The sequence below is a fragment of the Sphingomonas phyllosphaerae genome (assembly GCF_036946485.1).
GTDB classification, from domain to species: Bacteria; Pseudomonadota; Alphaproteobacteria; order Sphingomonadales; family Sphingomonadaceae; genus Sphingomonas; species Sphingomonas phyllosphaerae_E.
Genome location: NZ_JAQIJA010000005.1, coordinates 570059 through 584960, shown reverse-complemented (window position 1 = coordinate 584960; position 14902 = coordinate 570059). Strand labels below are relative to the sequence as shown.

The following is a 14902-nucleotide window of genomic DNA, read 5'->3' as shown; positions in this document are numbered from 1 at the left end:
AAATGGCGTCGCCCCTGCGCAGGCAGGGGCCCATGTCTCTCTCCGGTGCCGGAACGCCTGACACATAGACCGTCCACGCGACGGAACACCGCCACCAAGACGCCGGCAGCCATAGGCCCCTGCCTTCGCAGGGGCGACGGCGTGAGCGGCGCGCGAACAAGCGCCCCCACACCACCTTCCGCCCTCCACCGCTTCCCGCTACCCTCCCACGCTAACCACAGCGAATCGTGAGAGGAACCGTCATGGACCCCAGCCTGCGCGACCGGGCGATCGGCCTGTACGACGCCTTCACCCACGAGCATCGCAACCGCCGCACCCTGCTGCGCCAAATGACCGCGCTCGTCGGGTCAGTCGCTGCCGCCGAGGCGCTGATCGGCGGGATCGCCGCTTCGCCCGCTGCCGCCGCGCTCACCGATCCGGGCGACGCGCGGCTCGTCATCCGCAAGGGCAGCTACGGCATCGGCGGCGGCGCGCAGATGACCGGCTATTTCGCCGCGCCGCGCAACCCCGGCCGCGCGGTCGGCGCGGTGATGGTGATCCACGAGAATCGCGGGCTGCAACCGCATATCGAGGATGTCGCGCGCCGCGTCGCGCTCGCCGGCTTTTTCGCGGTCGCGCCCGACTTCCTCTCCGCACAGGGCGGCACCCCCGCCGATGAGAATGCCGCGCGCGACCTGATCGGCAAGGCGGACATGGATGCCGTCCTCGCCTCGGCAGTCGCGACGGTCGGCCGGCTCGCGAAACTCTCGCACGGCACCGGCAAGGTCGGCACGGTGGGCTTTTGCTGGGGCGGGGCGCTGGTCGACCGCGTCGCGCTCGCCGCCGGGCCGGGGCTCGCCGCCGCGGTCAGCTATTACGGCCCCGCGCCCGATCCGGCCGAGGCGCCGAAGCTGCAAGTCCCGCTGATGCTCCATTACGCCGGCAAGGACGCGCGGGTCGCGCAGACCGGCGTGCCGTGGGTCGCCGCGCTCAAGGCCGCGGGCAAGCCGGTCGAGGCGTTCGACTATCCCGGCGTCGACCACGCCTTCAACAACGACACGTCGGCCGAGCGCTACGACAAGCCCGCCGCCGATCTCGCTTGGGGACGGACGATCGACTTCTTCCACCGCCATCTGGATGCGCGCGCATGACGCTGACCTTCTACACCAACCCGATGTCACGCGGCCGGATCGCGCGCTGGATGCTCGAAGAGATCGGTGAGCCCTACGACACGGTGCTGGTCGACTGGACGCAGAAGCCCGCCGCGCTGCTCGACGCCAACCCGCTCGGCAAGGTGCCGACGCTCGTCCACGACGGCGCGGTGGTCAGCGAGGCGGCCGCGATCTGCGCCTATCTTGCCGAGGCGTTCCCCGCCGCCGGGCTCGCGCCGCGCGCGGAGGAACGCGCGCCCTATCTGCGCTGGATGTTCTTCACCGCCGGCCCGCTGGAGGCGGCGATGGTCGACAAGGTGCTGGGGGTCGACGTGCCGGAGGCGAAGCGCGGAATGGTCGGCTATGGCGGCTTCGCGCAGGCGGTCGACACGCTCGAATATGCGGTGTCGTCGCACAGCTACATCACCGGCGACCGCTTCACCGCCGCCGACGTCTATGTCGGCAGCGCGGTCGGCTGGTTCACGCAATTCGGGCTGCTGGAGAAGCGCGAGACGTTCATGCGCTATCTCGACCGGCTCCAGCAGCGCCCGGCCTATCAGCGCGCCGTCGCGATCGACGACGCGCTGATCGCGGAGGCCGCTCAGCGGTAGGCCGGATCGCTTCGAACCCCGCTCCTTCGTCGCCCCGGACTTGATCCGGGGCCCCGCTTCTTACTGACGAGCGCACAAAGAAGCGGGATCCCGGATCAAGTCCGGGATGACAGAAGAAAAGAGGCAATCAGTGACGGTCGATGCGCATCAGCGGCGATCGTGCTTGTCCCAGCGGACCCGCGCGCTCAGCGCGTCGAAGCGGCGGTTGAGGTCCTGACGCTCCCGGTTCGACAGCCCGCCGCTGCGGCGATAGCGCGTCTCGAGCTGGACGAGCTGGCGCGAGTCGCGGCGTAGCCGGGTCGCCTCGCGGCGATCGAGCTTGCCGCTGCGGATGCCCTGGTCGATCCGCTGGTCGAGCCGCGCCTGCCGCGCGTTGATCGACTGCCACGGCGCGGCGCTGGCCGCGACCGGAACGGTGACGCCGGCAAGGCCGAGGCCGGCGATCAGCAGGTGAAAACGGTTCATGGTGACGCTCCTTTGCACTGGCACCGCAATCCGCGGCGGTACGGGAACGGAGATAGGCAGCGTCTGTCGCAGCCCCGTCCCGCCGATCCCGCAAAAGTGTGTCACTTTGTCGCGATCGCGACGGGTTCGTTCAGCTTTGCGGATCGGCGGCCAGCGCGCTGCGCAGCGCCGCGACCTGCCGGTTGAGGTGCGCAAGCTGGTCGAGCGACAGCCCGCTGCGCGCGACCAGTTCCTCGGCGAGGCATCCGCAGCGCTCGCGCAGCGCGCGCCCGCTGTCGGTCAGCAGCACGCGCACCTGCCGCTCGTCGTCGGGGTTGCGCTGCCGGGTGACATGCCCGGCCGCCTCCAGCCGCTTGACCAGCGGCGTGACCGTGCTCGATTCGAGCGCCAGCCGCTCGGCGATCGCGCCGATCGTCCGCGCATCCTGCTCCCACAAGGCATGGAGCACGAGATATTGCGGATAGGTGATCCCGATCGCATCGAGCAGCGGCTTGTACGCGCGCCCGACCGCCATGCTCGCGGAATAGAGCGAGAAGCAAAGCTGCTCATCAAGCGGACGTGCGTCGGCCATGGCGATTGCCTAGCAGATTCTTCTTTATCGCGATAATCTTTTCACTGGACTCACGGTTACGCCCATTTATATATCGCGATACCGATTATCGAGATAAGGATCATGCCCATGTCCGTCGACGTCAAATATGCCACCACCGCTTCCGCCACCGGTGGCCGCGACGGCCGCGCGCGCAGCGAGGACGGTCGCTTCGAGGTCGCGCTGTCGACGCCGAAGGAGCTGGGCGGCGCGGGCGGCGAGGGGAGCAACCCCGAGCAATTGTTCGCCGCCGGCTATTCGGCGTGCTTTCTCGGCGCGCTGAAGGTCGCCGGCCAGCAGCTCAAGGTGAAGGTGCCGGCCGAGACCAAGGTCACCGCAACCGTCGGCATCGGCCCGCGTTCGGCGGGTGGGTTCGGCATCACCGCCGACCTCGTCGTCGACCTGCCCGGCGTGGACAAGGATCAGGCGCAGCAGCTGGTCGCCACCGCGCACCAGATCTGCCCTTATTCCAATGCCACGCGCGGCAACGTCGATGTCGGCCTGACGCTCGCCTGATCCGGAGAAGACCATGCCCCGCACGTCCGGCACCGAAGGGTTCGCGCTCAACCAGACGATGCTCCGCATCCGCGATCCCGAGCCGTCACTCGCCTTCTACCGCGACGTGCTGGGCATGACGCTGCTCCAGCAGCTCGACTTCGCCGACATGCGCTTCTCGCTCTATTTCCTCGCCTATTTGGGCGAGGGCGAGACGGTGCCCGACGATCCGGCCGAGCGCGCGCGCTTCATCTTCACGCGCGAGACGACGCTGGAGCTGACCCACAATTGGGGCACCGAAAGCGACGCGGCGTTCAGCGGCTATCACAGCGGCAACACCGACCCGCGCGGCTTCGGCCATATCGGCATCTCGGTGCCCGACGTCGCGGCGGCCTGCGCGCGGTTCGAGGAACTGGGCGTGCCGTTCAAAAAGCGCCCGCAGGACGGCACGATGAAGGACATCGCCTTCATCACCGACCCGGACGGCTATTGGATCGAGATCTTGTCGCCGGCCGGAATGGCTGACTTCCTGTAGCCGTCTCCCGGACTCGATCCGGAACCCCCTTTTTTCGCCGAGTTCGTCGTTGCGAGCGCAGCGAAGCAATCCAGAGCCGGATCAGGACGCCCTGGATTGCTTCGCTACGCTCGCAATGACGGCCGCGTGCGACGCAGGATCAGAACCGCCCGCGCACCCCGACACGGAAGAACCGCCCCAATGTATCATACAGCGCCGGATTGACGTCCAGCCCGGTGTTGGTCTGCGGCGACGGCTCGGGATCGCGGTCGAAGAGGTTGTCGACCTTCACGAACATGCTGACCTGCGGCGTGACGTTCACGGTCGCGCCGATGTCGAAGTAGAACGCGCCCTTCATCCGGTTGAAGTCGATCGTCGGATGGTCGTTGGTCGACTCGGGGCAATTGCCGGGCGAACAGACGATATATTGGTTGCCGTACACGCCGTCGCTGAACCAGCGCTCTTGCAGCAGCAGGCTGAAATTGTCGTTCTGGTAGGTCTGGATCGCCAGCCACTTCCAGCTCGGTGTCGCCCCCGAATTGGCGCCCGCCGAATCGACCGGTGCGACCGGCTTGCCGTTCGAGTTGAGCCCCGAGTCGGTGATATACTCGATGACGTGTGTACCAAGCCCGCGCAGCGTCAGGCTCCCCGGCAGCCCGAGCGGCTGGCGCCATTGATAGCTCGCCTCGATGTCGAACCCGCGTGTCTTGATCGAGGCGAGGTTGAACGCCTGCACGTTGACGAAATTCGGCCCGGCGGTGTTCTGCAGATTGAACGCGCTACAGGTGTCGGCATTGCCCTCGCGGCACAGGTTGACGATCTGCTGCGCCGACAGCGACGAGACGACGTCGTCGATCCTGATGTCGTAGTAGTCGAACGACAGGCTCAGCCCCGGCAACCACGACGGCTGCGCCAGCACCGCGCCCAGCTCGGTGCTGCGCGCGATCTCGGGGCGCAGTGCGGTGTTGCCGATCGTGTTCTGGATGATCAGCACCTGCGTGTTGTTGAACGGATCGGTGAAGTTCGGGACGGTCGTGGTGGTCGGCGCGGCGAACAGCTCCGACAGGTTCGGCGCACGCACGTCGCGCGAGGTGACCGCGCGCAGCCGGAACCCGCTGAGCGGCGTGTCCCAGGTGCCGCCGACCTTCCAGGCGTAGACCACGCCCGAGGTCGAATAGCGCGTCGCGCGTCCCGCGCCGTTCAGGTTCGCGCGCCCGACGACGGGCGAGTCGATCAGCGGCAGGTTGAGTTCGAGGAAGCTCTCGACGACGTTATATTTGCCCGAGCCGTTCTTGTAATTGCCCGCATACCAATTGTTGCCGGCGGCCAGCAGCGACGGATCGGCCGGATAGTCGGCGTTGTTCGGGCTCAGGTCCGACACGCCCGCGCCGTAAGCGTCCGCCCGCACGCGATACGCCTCCTGCCGCCACTCGATCCCCGCCGCGATCGCCAGCGGCCCGGCCCACAGGTCGATCGGCGTGCCGGAGATGCTCGCCGCCGCCGCGTTCTGCGTCTGACGCGTATGCTGGAACGGCCCGTTCTCAGGCACGATATACGCCAGCGCCGCGGCGGAGGGCTTGTTGTTGCCGAAGATGTTGATCGGCTGGCACCCGCTCGCGCGCGCCGCGGCGTCGGCGCAGACGATCTCGCCGTTCAGCCGCACCGCATTTACCGCCTGCGTATAGCGGCCGTTGAGGCTGATATTGTCGACGTTGATGTCGGTGACGTTGATGCCGTGTTCGTAATAGAGATCGTAGGTCCAGCTGTCGCCGAAGATCTCCGCCTTGCCCTTCAGCCCGCCGACGAAGCGATACTGGCGGCGATCGGTGTTGACCTTGATGTTCGGCAGGATCGCGTTGCTCAGGCCATAGCGGAATTGCGTGATCCCCGCCGTCGCGCACTGCGCCTGGATCGAGGCGGGCAGATACGGATTGGCGCACTGGACGATGACATTGTCCTTGGCCGCGCCCGGGTTCGGCTGGTTGCTGGTCTTCACCTGCGCGATGTTCGCGGTCAGGTACAATTCGGTGTCGGGCGCGACGTCATAGCCGATCCGCGTATAGCCGTTGATCCGCTCCAGCGCCGATTGCAGCGACGTGCCCGATCCGACATGCCCCGACTGGTCGCCGCCGACGCAGAAGCCGACGTAACAGCCGATCACATCGCCATTGGCGTTCTTGGCCGGCACCCCGTTCGAGCCGTAGTTGAACGCGAACGGCCGCCCGTCACCGTCGAACGCGATCCCCTGCAACGGCCCGTTGTTGATCAGGCCCCACTTCGTATATTTGAACGCCTGCCCGTGATCGCGGACCAGAAATTGCGGGTTGTTGCTGTTGCGGATGTTGGTGTCGACGAAGGTCGTCGCGCGATACCAGTCGCGCCCGCTCGCCAGATCCTCGCCGAAATTGCCCGGCCCGACGCCCTGATCCTTGGCATATTCGCCGCTCAGCACGACATGCAGCCGGTCGTTCGCGAAGCTCTTGCCCAGCGCCGCCTGCACCAGCGCCTGCCCGCCGTCGCCATAAGTGGAGACGCCGGTCTGCGCATTGAACTTCGCGCCCTGGAAGCGCGTGTCGGTGATGAAGTTGATGACGCCGCCGACCGCGTCCGAGCCATAGGACGCCGAGGCGCCGCCGGTCACGACATCGACGCGCTTGATCAGCAATTGCGGGAACTGGCTGATGTCGGGCACGCCGGTGACGTTCGCGCCGACCACGCGCTGCCCGTCGAGCAAGGTCAGCGTGCGGATCGTGCCCAAACCGCGCAGCGAGAAGGAGCTGAGCCCCTGCTGCCCGCTCGACGTGCTGAACGTGCCCGTCGCGGCACCGGTCGAGCCTTGCAGCGACGGCAATTGCGCGATCGTGTTGAAGATATTGGGCTGCGCATTCGCCTGGATCTGCGCCTCGCCGATGACGGTCGTCGGGGTCGGCGCATTGAAGCCGCTCGCGGTGATGCGCGTCCCGGTGACGACGATGTCGGAGGCGGTGGCGGGCGCCTCGTTCGGCGTGGCGGGCGTCGTGGTCTGCTCGGGCGTCGCGGGCGCGGCGGTGCGCGTCGAGTCCGGCAGATCGCCCGCCTGTTGCTGCGCCATCGCCGGGCTCGCCAGCAGCATCAGCGTCAGCGCGGCAACGCTGGTAGCGGTATCATACTTTCTCGAACGCCGACGTGCCTCGACCATGCGCCATCCCCTAAATAGCTGCGCCACCGCCGATGCGGGCACGCGATTTTGTGATGCAGGTCATACAAGAGGCGGTACGGACCGGCATCTACGACCAAAGTCGCGCGGCCCGCCGACAAAGGTCGTAATGGTCAGCGGGCCGCCCCGCGGCCGATAGCGCGGGCGGTGCGGCGGGAGGAACGATGGTGGCAGGCGGAGTGAAAGGTGAGCCGCTGGCGATGGTGGTGATGGGCGTCAGCGGGACGGGCAAGTCGACGCTCGGCCGGCTGCTCGCCGACCACTGGCGCGCGCCGTTCCTGGAAGGCGACACGTTCCACTCGGCGGCGAACGTTGCGAAGATGGAGGCCGGCGCGCCGCTGACCGATGCGGATCGCTGGCCGTGGCTCGACCGGCTCGGCGCGGCGCTGGGCGAGGCCGCGCGCGGTGAGGGCGTGGCGGTGGCGGCCTGCTCGGCGCTGCGCCACGCCTATCGCGCACGGCTGGAGGCGGCGGCGGGGCTCCCGCTGCACTTCGCGTATCTCGATACCGATCGCGGCGAGATCGCCCGCCGCATGGGCGCCCGCACCGGCCATTACATGCCGCCCAGCCTGCTCGACAGCCAGCTCGCGACGCTTGAGCCCCCCGCCGCCGACGAATGCGCGCTGCGTCTCGACGCCGGCCACGCGCCGGAGGCGCTCTGCCGTGAGGTCCGCGCGTGGGTGGAAGACCTCACCCGACATCCCCGCACGGATGACACCGCGGCGAACGTCACGCCGCACCCTTGAATCGACAGCTTGCGCGCGCGGGCAATCGCAGACGCCGAACCGGGCCGGCATCACGGCTGACGCTATGGCGACGAAGCCCCTAGCGCCGTCGCCGCCGCTTCACCCTCACGCCGCTTCTTCGGCGTCCAACCCGTAGGCCGTGTGCAATACGCGCACCGCCAGCTCGGTCTCGTCTTCGTGGATCAGCACCGAGACCTTGATCTCGCTGGTCGAGATCGCCTGGATGTTGATCCCGCGCGCGCCCAGCGTCGTGAACATCGTGCTCGCCACGCCGGCGTGGCTGCGCATCCCGACCCCGACGACGCTGATCTTCGCCACCCGCGTGTCGTGGATCAGCTCGCCGAAACCGATCGTCTCGCGCGCCTGGTTGAGCGCCTCGATGGTGCGCGGCAGATCGGCGGAGGGGACGGTGAAGGTCACGTCGGTCGCACTCGTGCTGCCGCTGCTGCGGTGCGCGATGTTCTGGATGATCATGTCGACGTTGATGTTCGCCGCCGCCAGTGGCTCGAAGATGCTGGCGACCGAGCCGGGCTTGTCGGGCACGCTGGTCAGCGTGATCTTCGCCTCGTTCTTGTCGTGCGCGATGCCGGTGATGAGCTGGCGTTCCACGTCTTCGATCTCCTCTTCGCCCACGATCATCGTACCGGGCAATGTATCCGCCATCGGTGCGTCCTCGCCGGTGAACGACGACAGCACCTGAACGCGGACCTTCTCCTTCATCGCCAGCCCGACCGAGCGGGTCTGGAGCACCTTGGCGCCGACGCTGGCGAGTTCCAGCATCTCCTCATAGGTCACCTTGGCGAGCTTGCGCGCGCGCGGCACGATCCGCGGGTCGGTGGTATAGACGCCATCGACATCGGTGTAGATGTCGCAGCGATCGGCCTTCATCGCCGCCGCCATCGCCACCGCCGACGTGTCCGACCCGCCGCGCCCCAGCGTCGTGATCCGCCCCTCGGCCGAGACGCCCTGGAAACCGGGGATCACCGCGACCTCGCCCGCCGCGAGGCTGGCGTCGAGCGCCACCGTGTCGATCGTGCCGATCCGCGCCTTGGCGAAGGCGTCGTCGGTGTTGATCGGCAATTGCCACCCCAGCCACGAGCGCGCCGGCACGCCGATCGCCTGCAGCGCGATCGCGAGCAAGCCGCTGGTGATCTGCTCGCCCGCGGCGACGACGACGTCATATTCGCGCGGATCATACAGCGGCGAGGCTTCGCGGCAGAAGCCGACCAACCGGTCGGTCTCGCCCGCCATCGCCGACACGACCACCGCGACCTGGTTGCCGGCGGCGGCCTCGCGTTTCACCCGCGCGGCGACCGAGCGGATGCGCTCGATTCCCGCCATCGAGGTGCCGCCGAATTTCATGACGATGCGCGCCACTGCCGTATCCAAACGCCTTGGGATGAGAGGGGCGTCCTGATAGGAAGCGGGCATGACCGACGCAAGCGTAACAACCGCAACCATCCCCGCCGCCCCGCACGCCTCGGTGGTGGATCGCGAGGCGGCGCATTTCGGGAAGCTGGCCGCCGAATGGTGGGACCCGAAGGGCTCCTCGGCGATGCTCCACCGACTGAACCCGGTGCGGCTGCGTTACATCCGCGCCGCGATCGACCGGCACTGGGATCTCGACGACCGCAGCTTCGCGCCGCTGGCGGGGAAAAGCGCGCTCGATATGGGCTGCGGTGCGGGGCTGCTCGCCGAGCCGCTGGCGCGGATGGGCGGTGTGGTGACGGCGATCGATGCGGCGGCGGAGAGCATCGCGGTAGCGCGCGAACATGCGGCGCGGCGCGGGCTGACGATCGACTATCGTGTGGGCGGGGTCGAGGCGGTGGCCGGCGAGACGTTCGATCTAGTTTGTTCGCTGGAGGTGGTCGAGCATGTCGCCGATCCGCGCGCGTTCGTCGCCGGGCTGGCGGCGGCGGTCGCGCCGGGCGGGCTGCTGGTGATGAGCACGCCCAACCGGACGTGGTGGTCGCGCCTCGCGCTGGTCGAGGGCGCGGAGCGGCTCGGCCAGATTCCGCGCGGCACGCACGATTGGGACAAGTTCCTGACCCCCGACGAACTATCGGCGATGATCGCGGACGCCGGCTTCGTGGTCACCGATGTCACCGGCCTGTCGGTCGGCGCGACCGGCTTCACCCTCGGCGGCTCGACGGCGCTCGATTATTTCGTAACGGCGGTGCGGGCAGGCTGATTCCCGTCATCCCGGGCTCGACCCGGGATCCCGCTTTTTCTTCGGTCGTCGGCAGAAGCGGGGCCCCGGATCAAGTCCGGGGCGACGAAGAACGTGTACCTGTCACTTCCGGCGCGGGGATGACGACGATCGTTACCCCTTCGCCTTCCCCGACCCGCGCTCGACCATCTGCACGCCATTCTGCTGGCACGCCGCGCTAACCACCGGGAAATCGAGGTCGTTGTTGCGCGCGAGCGCGTCGGCCATCGCCGCCTGACATTGCTGCACGGTCGCGTAATGCGCCGGCTCGATGCGGGAGGTGGCGCAGGTGCTGGCGGCGTCGCCGCACCCCATGATCGCCATGACGAAGAACGCAGTTTCCATCTCGTCTTCCCTTCGCGGACAAAACGATCGCCCTTCCGGCCTGTTCCGAACGGTGGCCGGTCCCGGTGCGGGACGGTTGACGCGCGTGCCCTCGCGCACGACATCCGCGTCACCCATGCCACCCGACAGACCGACCCCCTCCGCCGCCGAGCGCCCGCTGCTGCCGACGCTCCGCCGCTTCCTGCCCGACCTCTGGCCCGCGGATGCGCCGGGGATGAAGCTGCGCGTGGTCGGCGCGATGCTGCTGGTCGTGCTGTCGAAGCTGGTGCAGGTCTATGGCGCGCCGTTTGCGTTGCAGGGCGCGGTCGACGGCATGGCCGTGCCGACCACGCCGCTGTCGCTCGTCGTGCTGCTGGTGGTCGGCTATGCTGCGGCGCGCTTCGGCTCGACCTTGTTCGACAATCTGCGCAACACCGTGTTCGAGCGGGTGGGGCAGGAAGCGACCCGCCGGCTCGCGGCGCGCGTCTTCCGCCATCTCCACCAGCTCTCGCTACGCTTCCACCTCGAACGCCGCACCGGCGCGGTCACCAAGGTGGTCGAGCGCGGCACCAAGAGCATCGACACGATGCTCTATTTCCTGCTGTTCAACATCGCGCCGACCGTGCTCGAGCTGACGTTGGTGCTCGGCATCTTCTGGGTGAAGTTCGGCTGGCAACTGGTCGCGGGCACCGTCGCGATGGTCGCGCTGTACATCTGGTTCACGCGGATCGTCACCGACTGGCGCTCGGCCTTGCGCGAGCGGATGAACGACCTCGACACCGGCGCGGTCGCACATGCGGTCGATTCGCTGCTCAACTTCGAGACCGTCAAATATTTCGGCGCCGAGGAGCGCGAGGCGCAGCGCTACGACCGCGCGATGCGCGCCTATGCCGATGCCGCGGTGGTCAGCGAGAACAGCCTCGCGTGGCTCAACATCGGGCAGGCCGCGATCACCAACGCGATGCTCGGCGGCGGGATGGCGTGGGTCGCCTATGGCTGGAGCCAGGGCCGCTTCACCGCGGGCGAGGTGGTGCTGGTCTCGACCTTGCTTTCGCAGCTGTTCCGGCCGCTCGACCTGCTCGGGATGGTCTATCGCACGATCCGGCAGGGCGCGATCGACATGGGCGCGATGTTCGACCTGATCGACACGCCGTCCGAGGTGGTCGACGCGCCCGGCGCGCCGGCGCTGCTGGTGTCGCGCGGCGCGGTGCGGTTCGAGAACGTGATGTTCGGCTATGACGCCGGGATGCCGATCCTCAAGGGCATCGACCTCGACGTGCCGGCGGGCACGACCTGCGCGGTGGTCGGCCCGTCGGGCGCGGGCAAGTCGACGCTCGCACGGCTGATGTATCGTTTCTACGACGTCAGCGGCGGGCGGATCACGATCGACGGGCAGGACATTGCGAAGGTCGCGCAGCCGTCGTTGCGCGCCGCGATCGGGATCGTCCCGCAGGATACGGTGCTGTTCAACGACACGATCGGCTACAATATCGCTTATGGTCGCGCCGATGCCGATCAGGCCGCGATCGAGCAGGCGGCGCGCGGCGCGGCGATCGCCCGCTTCATCGAGCGCCAGCCGGATGGCTATGCGACGCGGGTCGGCGAGCGCGGGCTCAAGCTGTCGGGTGGCGAGAAGCAGCGCGTCGCGATCGCGCGGACGTTGCTCAAGGACCCGCCGATCCTGATCCTCGACGAGGCGACCAGCGCGCTCGACAGCCGCACCGAGGCCGAGATCATGGAAACGCTGGAGGCGATCGAGCGCGGCCGCACCACGATCGTGATCGCGCACCGGCTGTCGACGATCGTCCATGCCGACCAGATCGTCGTGCTGGAGGCCGGGCGCGTCGTCGAGCGCGGCACGCACGCGGCGCTGCTGGCGCAGGGCGGGCTCTACGCGGAGATGTGGGCGCGGCAGGCGCAGGAGCAGGAAGAGGAAGCGCTGGCGGTGGAGTGATAATCCGCCCTTCGTCATCCCGGACTTGATCCGGGATCCCGCTTCTTCTTCGACGGTCGTGCGGAAGAAGCGGGGCCCCGGATCAAGTCCGGGGCGACGAAAAGGCAAGGTTTAGCCGTCATTGCGAGCGGAGCGAAGCAATCCAGGGCGTCCGGGTCCGACCCTGGACTGCTTCGCTCCGCTCGCAGTGACGAACTACTCGTCGATCCCGAAGTTCAGCCCGCGCGAAATCGCCGGATCGGCGACCGCGGTCAGCAGATACGCCACGAACTGCTTCGACCGCTGCCACCAGCCGGTCGCCTTGCGATACGCCTCGACCGTCACCTCGTTCGACTGCGCGATTTCGCCATCGACATAGCCGCGCACATGGTCCGCGAACGCCGCATCCTCGATCCGCAGCATCAGTTCGAGATTGATGAACAGGCTGCGCATGTCGAAATTGGCGCTGCCGATCCATGTCGCATCATCGACCACGTAGAGCTTGGTGTGCAGCTTGGTCGCGGCATATTCCCAAATCCGCACGCCCTTGCGCAACAGCCCGGCATAGGTGAACCGCGACGCCGCGATCATGACATTGTTGTCGGAGCGCGAAGCAGTGACGACGCGCACCGTCGCCGCGCGCTTCCCCGCGCGGTCGAGCCGCCGCAGCACCGTCGGGCTCGGGGTGAAATAGCCGGCGATGATGTCGATCCGTTTGGCGTGGCGCATGTCGGCGCGGATCGCGCGCGCCCACGGCGACAAATGCCGCGTCGGCCCGCCGATCAGCCAGCGCAGCTTGCCTTCGCGCTCGCTCCATTGCGCCAGCGCCTTGTTGAGCCGCCGGATCTTGCCGCCGCTGTGGATGCCCTCCTCCAACGCGTCGAAATAGCCCGCCATCCGCGCCGCCGCCGGTCCTTCGAGCAGCAGCCCGAGATCGCGCCACGCCTGCTCCCTCGGCGTGCCGAAATAATCGTCCTCGATATTGAAGCCGCCGATGATGATGCGGGCATCCCCCTCCGCGTCGGCGAGCGCCAGCTTTTGATGGTTGCGCAACAGGTAGCGCCGCCCGACGCGTGGCGAGAAGCGGCACACCGACACGCCCGCGGCGCGCAGCGGATCGAAGAAGTCGTCGCCCTCGCTCCCGAACCCGTCGACGATCAGCTTGACCGCAACGCCGCGCCGCGCTGCCGCGATCAGCGCGGCGTTGACCCGGCGCCCGGTCGTATCGTCGGCATAGATATAATAGAGGATGCGCAGCGAGCGGCGCGCGCCGTCGATCAGCGCCAGCACCGCCTCGAGTCGCCGCGGCCCGGTGTCGAGCAGGGTCAGCCGGTTGCCGTCGACCGTGAACACAGGTTGCGGGGCGGCGTCCTCCATGATCCCGCAGATGGCGACTGCGCCGCCACCGGGCAAGCACAGCCTTTCCTTGACGAATGGCCCTCCACCGCGTACCTGCTCCAGCTTCCCTGAGTTTACCGTTTAGAGGATACGCGGATGGCGCGCGTCACTGTCGAGGATTGCGTCGACAAGATCCCGAACCGTTTCGATCTGGTCCTGCTCGCCGCCCAGCGCGCGCGGCAGGTGTCGGGCGGAGCCGAACTGACGATCGATCGCGATCGCGACAAGAACCCGGTGGTCGCGCTGCGCGAGATCGCCGAGGAGACGGTGCGGCCGAAGGACCTGCACGAGTCGGTGGTGCAGAGCCTCCAGCGTGTCCAGATCGACGACGAGGAAGAGGCCGACGAGATCGGCAGCCTGGCCGCCTCGGCCGAGGCGCTGCGCCTCACCGCCGTCGCCCCGCCGCGCAACCAGAACCTCGGCGCCGATTACGACGGCTGATCCCGTCGCTTTGGTGTAGACGAAAAAGGGCCGGTCGCTCGGTGGAGCGGCCGGCCCTTTTCGTGTCGGCTGCAAGGGCGTCATACCGGACCCGTCGGCAAGCCGAGGGGGCGAGGAAGATGCGGTGACGCGACCGCTCACGGCATCAATCGCTTGCGCCCCTGCGACAGATGCCAGCGCATTGCCAGCGCCGCGCCATCGGCGTCGCGCGTGCGGATCGCGTCGACGATCGCGTCATGCTCCTCCATCATCGCCCCGATCACCTGCGGCGGGCGCGAGCGCGAGATGTCGACCCCGGCGCGCAGGATATGCATCACGCTGTCGCGCAGATGGTCGAACACCGGCGCGAAGGCGGCATTGCCGGTCGCCGCGACGATCGCGAGGTGCAGCGCCCAATCCTCGTCATGCGCCGGGGCGTTCGAGAACAGCGCCGCGCGCAACGCCTCCAGCGCCGCCTCGATCGCGTCGAGCTGCGCCTGCGAGCGGCGCAGCGCCGCCAGCCGCGCCGCCTCCGCCTCCAGCACGAACCGCACCTCATAGGTGCCGAGCGTCGCCGCCAGCGCGTCGAGCGGCAGATGCGTCCCCAGCCGCTCGGACGGCCGCCGCTTGACGTAGCTGCCGGCGCCGCGCCGCGCCTCGGTGATCCCGTCGGAGGCGAGCCGCGCCAGCGCCTCGCGGACGATCGTGCGCGACATGCCGAAGGTTTCGGCCAGCCGCGCCTCGGAGGGCAGGCGGTCGCCGGTCGTCAGCCCTTCGTCGTTGATGATCCGCACGATCGCGGCATAGGCGCGGTCGGCCAGTCGTCCCTCGCTCACCGCGATCCCCTCCCGTGCGATGTCGCTGCGAACCTA

The 14902-nt window shown here is 68.2% G+C and carries 15 protein-coding genes; 8 read left to right on the top strand and 7 right to left on the bottom strand.

The window, feature by feature from the left end; all coding sequences use genetic code 11:
- Positions 1-242: 242 nt before the first annotated feature.
- Both PGN16_RS11355 and PGN16_RS11350 read left to right on the top strand, forming a co-directional pair.
- Positions 243-1130, top strand: a complete 888-nt coding sequence (locus PGN16_RS11355; protein WP_335309518.1) for a dienelactone hydrolase family protein — start codon at positions 243-245, stop codon at positions 1128-1130.
- On the top strand, positions 1127-1741 hold the full coding sequence (locus PGN16_RS11350) for a glutathione S-transferase family protein (protein ID WP_335309517.1): 615 nt from the start codon (positions 1127-1129) through the stop codon (positions 1739-1741). The genes PGN16_RS11355 and PGN16_RS11350 overlap by 4 nt, the downstream gene beginning before the upstream one ends.
- Before the next feature lie 147 nt (positions 1742-1888).
- On the opposite strand, the gene PGN16_RS11345 is transcribed toward PGN16_RS11350, so the two are convergent.
- Both PGN16_RS11345 and PGN16_RS11340 read right to left on the bottom strand, forming a co-directional pair.
- Positions 1889-2206 (bottom strand): hypothetical protein, encoded by a 318-nt coding sequence (locus PGN16_RS11345; RefSeq protein ID WP_335309515.1) that lies wholly within the window; start codon positions 2204-2206, stop codon positions 1889-1891.
- A gap of 130 nt (positions 2207-2336) precedes the next feature.
- A complete protein-coding gene (locus PGN16_RS11340; protein ID WP_335309513.1) occupies positions 2337-2777 on the bottom strand; it encodes a MarR family winged helix-turn-helix transcriptional regulator in 441 nt (146 codons plus the stop codon).
- 108 nt (positions 2778-2885) lie between these two features.
- Here PGN16_RS11340 and PGN16_RS11335 point away from each other — a divergent pair, with 108 nt between their 5' ends.
- Together PGN16_RS11335 and gloA are read left to right on the top strand one after the other, a co-directional pair.
- Positions 2886-3311, top strand: coding sequence for an organic hydroperoxide resistance protein (locus PGN16_RS11335; RefSeq protein ID WP_335309511.1), 426 nt, complete (start codon positions 2886-2888; stop codon positions 3309-3311).
- A 13-nt stretch (positions 3312-3324) separates the two neighbouring features.
- Positions 3325-3825: a lactoylglutathione lyase gene (gene gloA / locus PGN16_RS11330; RefSeq protein WP_335309509.1), complete on the top strand. Its 501-nt coding sequence runs from the start codon at positions 3325-3327 to the stop codon at positions 3823-3825.
- A gap of 139 nt (positions 3826-3964) precedes the next feature.
- Here gloA and PGN16_RS11325 read toward each other — a convergent pair whose 3' ends face one another.
- On the bottom strand, positions 3965-6982 hold the full coding sequence (locus PGN16_RS11325) for a TonB-dependent receptor plug domain-containing protein (RefSeq protein ID WP_335309507.1): 3018 nt from the start codon (positions 6980-6982) through the stop codon (positions 3965-3967).
- Positions 6983-7164: 182 nt separating this feature from the next.
- Between PGN16_RS11325 and PGN16_RS11320 the strand changes: the two genes are divergently transcribed.
- Positions 7165-7746, top strand: a complete 582-nt coding sequence (locus PGN16_RS11320; protein WP_335309505.1) for a gluconokinase — start codon at positions 7165-7167, stop codon at positions 7744-7746.
- Between the two features lie 105 nt (positions 7747-7851).
- On the opposite strand, the gene PGN16_RS11315 is transcribed toward PGN16_RS11320, so the two are convergent.
- Complete coding sequence (locus PGN16_RS11315) at positions 7852-9123, bottom strand: aspartate kinase (protein ID WP_335309504.1); 1272 nt, start codon at positions 9121-9123, stop codon at positions 7852-7854.
- 52 nt (positions 9124-9175) lie between these two features.
- Between PGN16_RS11315 and ubiG the strand changes: the two genes are divergently transcribed.
- Complete coding sequence (gene ubiG / locus PGN16_RS11310) at positions 9176-9937, top strand: bifunctional 2-polyprenyl-6-hydroxyphenol methylase/3-demethylubiquinol 3-O-methyltransferase UbiG (protein WP_335309503.1); 762 nt, start codon at positions 9176-9178, stop codon at positions 9935-9937.
- 132 nt (positions 9938-10069) lie between these two features.
- Here ubiG and PGN16_RS11305 read toward each other — a convergent pair whose 3' ends face one another.
- Positions 10070-10300 carry a hypothetical protein gene (locus tag PGN16_RS11305; protein WP_335309502.1) on the bottom strand — a complete coding sequence of 77 codons (231 nt, stop codon included), beginning with the start codon at positions 10298-10300 and terminating at the stop codon, positions 10070-10072.
- A 115-nt stretch (positions 10301-10415) separates the two neighbouring features.
- Here PGN16_RS11305 and PGN16_RS11300 point away from each other — a divergent pair, with 115 nt between their 5' ends.
- Positions 10416-12233 (top strand): ABCB family ABC transporter ATP-binding protein/permease, encoded by a 1818-nt coding sequence (locus tag PGN16_RS11300; RefSeq protein WP_335309501.1) that lies wholly within the window; start codon positions 10416-10418, stop codon positions 12231-12233.
- Positions 12234-12428: 195 nt separating this feature from the next.
- Here PGN16_RS11300 and PGN16_RS11295 read toward each other — a convergent pair whose 3' ends face one another.
- Positions 12429-13589, bottom strand: a complete 1161-nt coding sequence (locus PGN16_RS11295; protein ID WP_335309500.1) for a phospholipase D-like domain-containing protein — start codon at positions 13587-13589, stop codon at positions 12429-12431.
- 117 nt (positions 13590-13706) lie between these two features.
- Between PGN16_RS11295 and rpoZ the strand changes: the two genes are divergently transcribed.
- Positions 13707-14051 (top strand): DNA-directed RNA polymerase subunit omega, encoded by a 345-nt coding sequence (gene rpoZ, locus PGN16_RS11290; RefSeq protein ID WP_028967226.1) that lies wholly within the window; start codon positions 13707-13709, stop codon positions 14049-14051.
- Positions 14052-14188: 137 nt separating this feature from the next.
- Here the strand turns inward: rpoZ and PGN16_RS11285 are convergent, their stop codons facing one another.
- Entirely contained in the window at positions 14189-14866 is a 678-nt protein-coding gene (locus tag PGN16_RS11285) for a FadR/GntR family transcriptional regulator (protein ID WP_028967214.1), read from the bottom strand.
- Between the last annotated feature and the right edge of the window lie 36 nt (positions 14867-14902).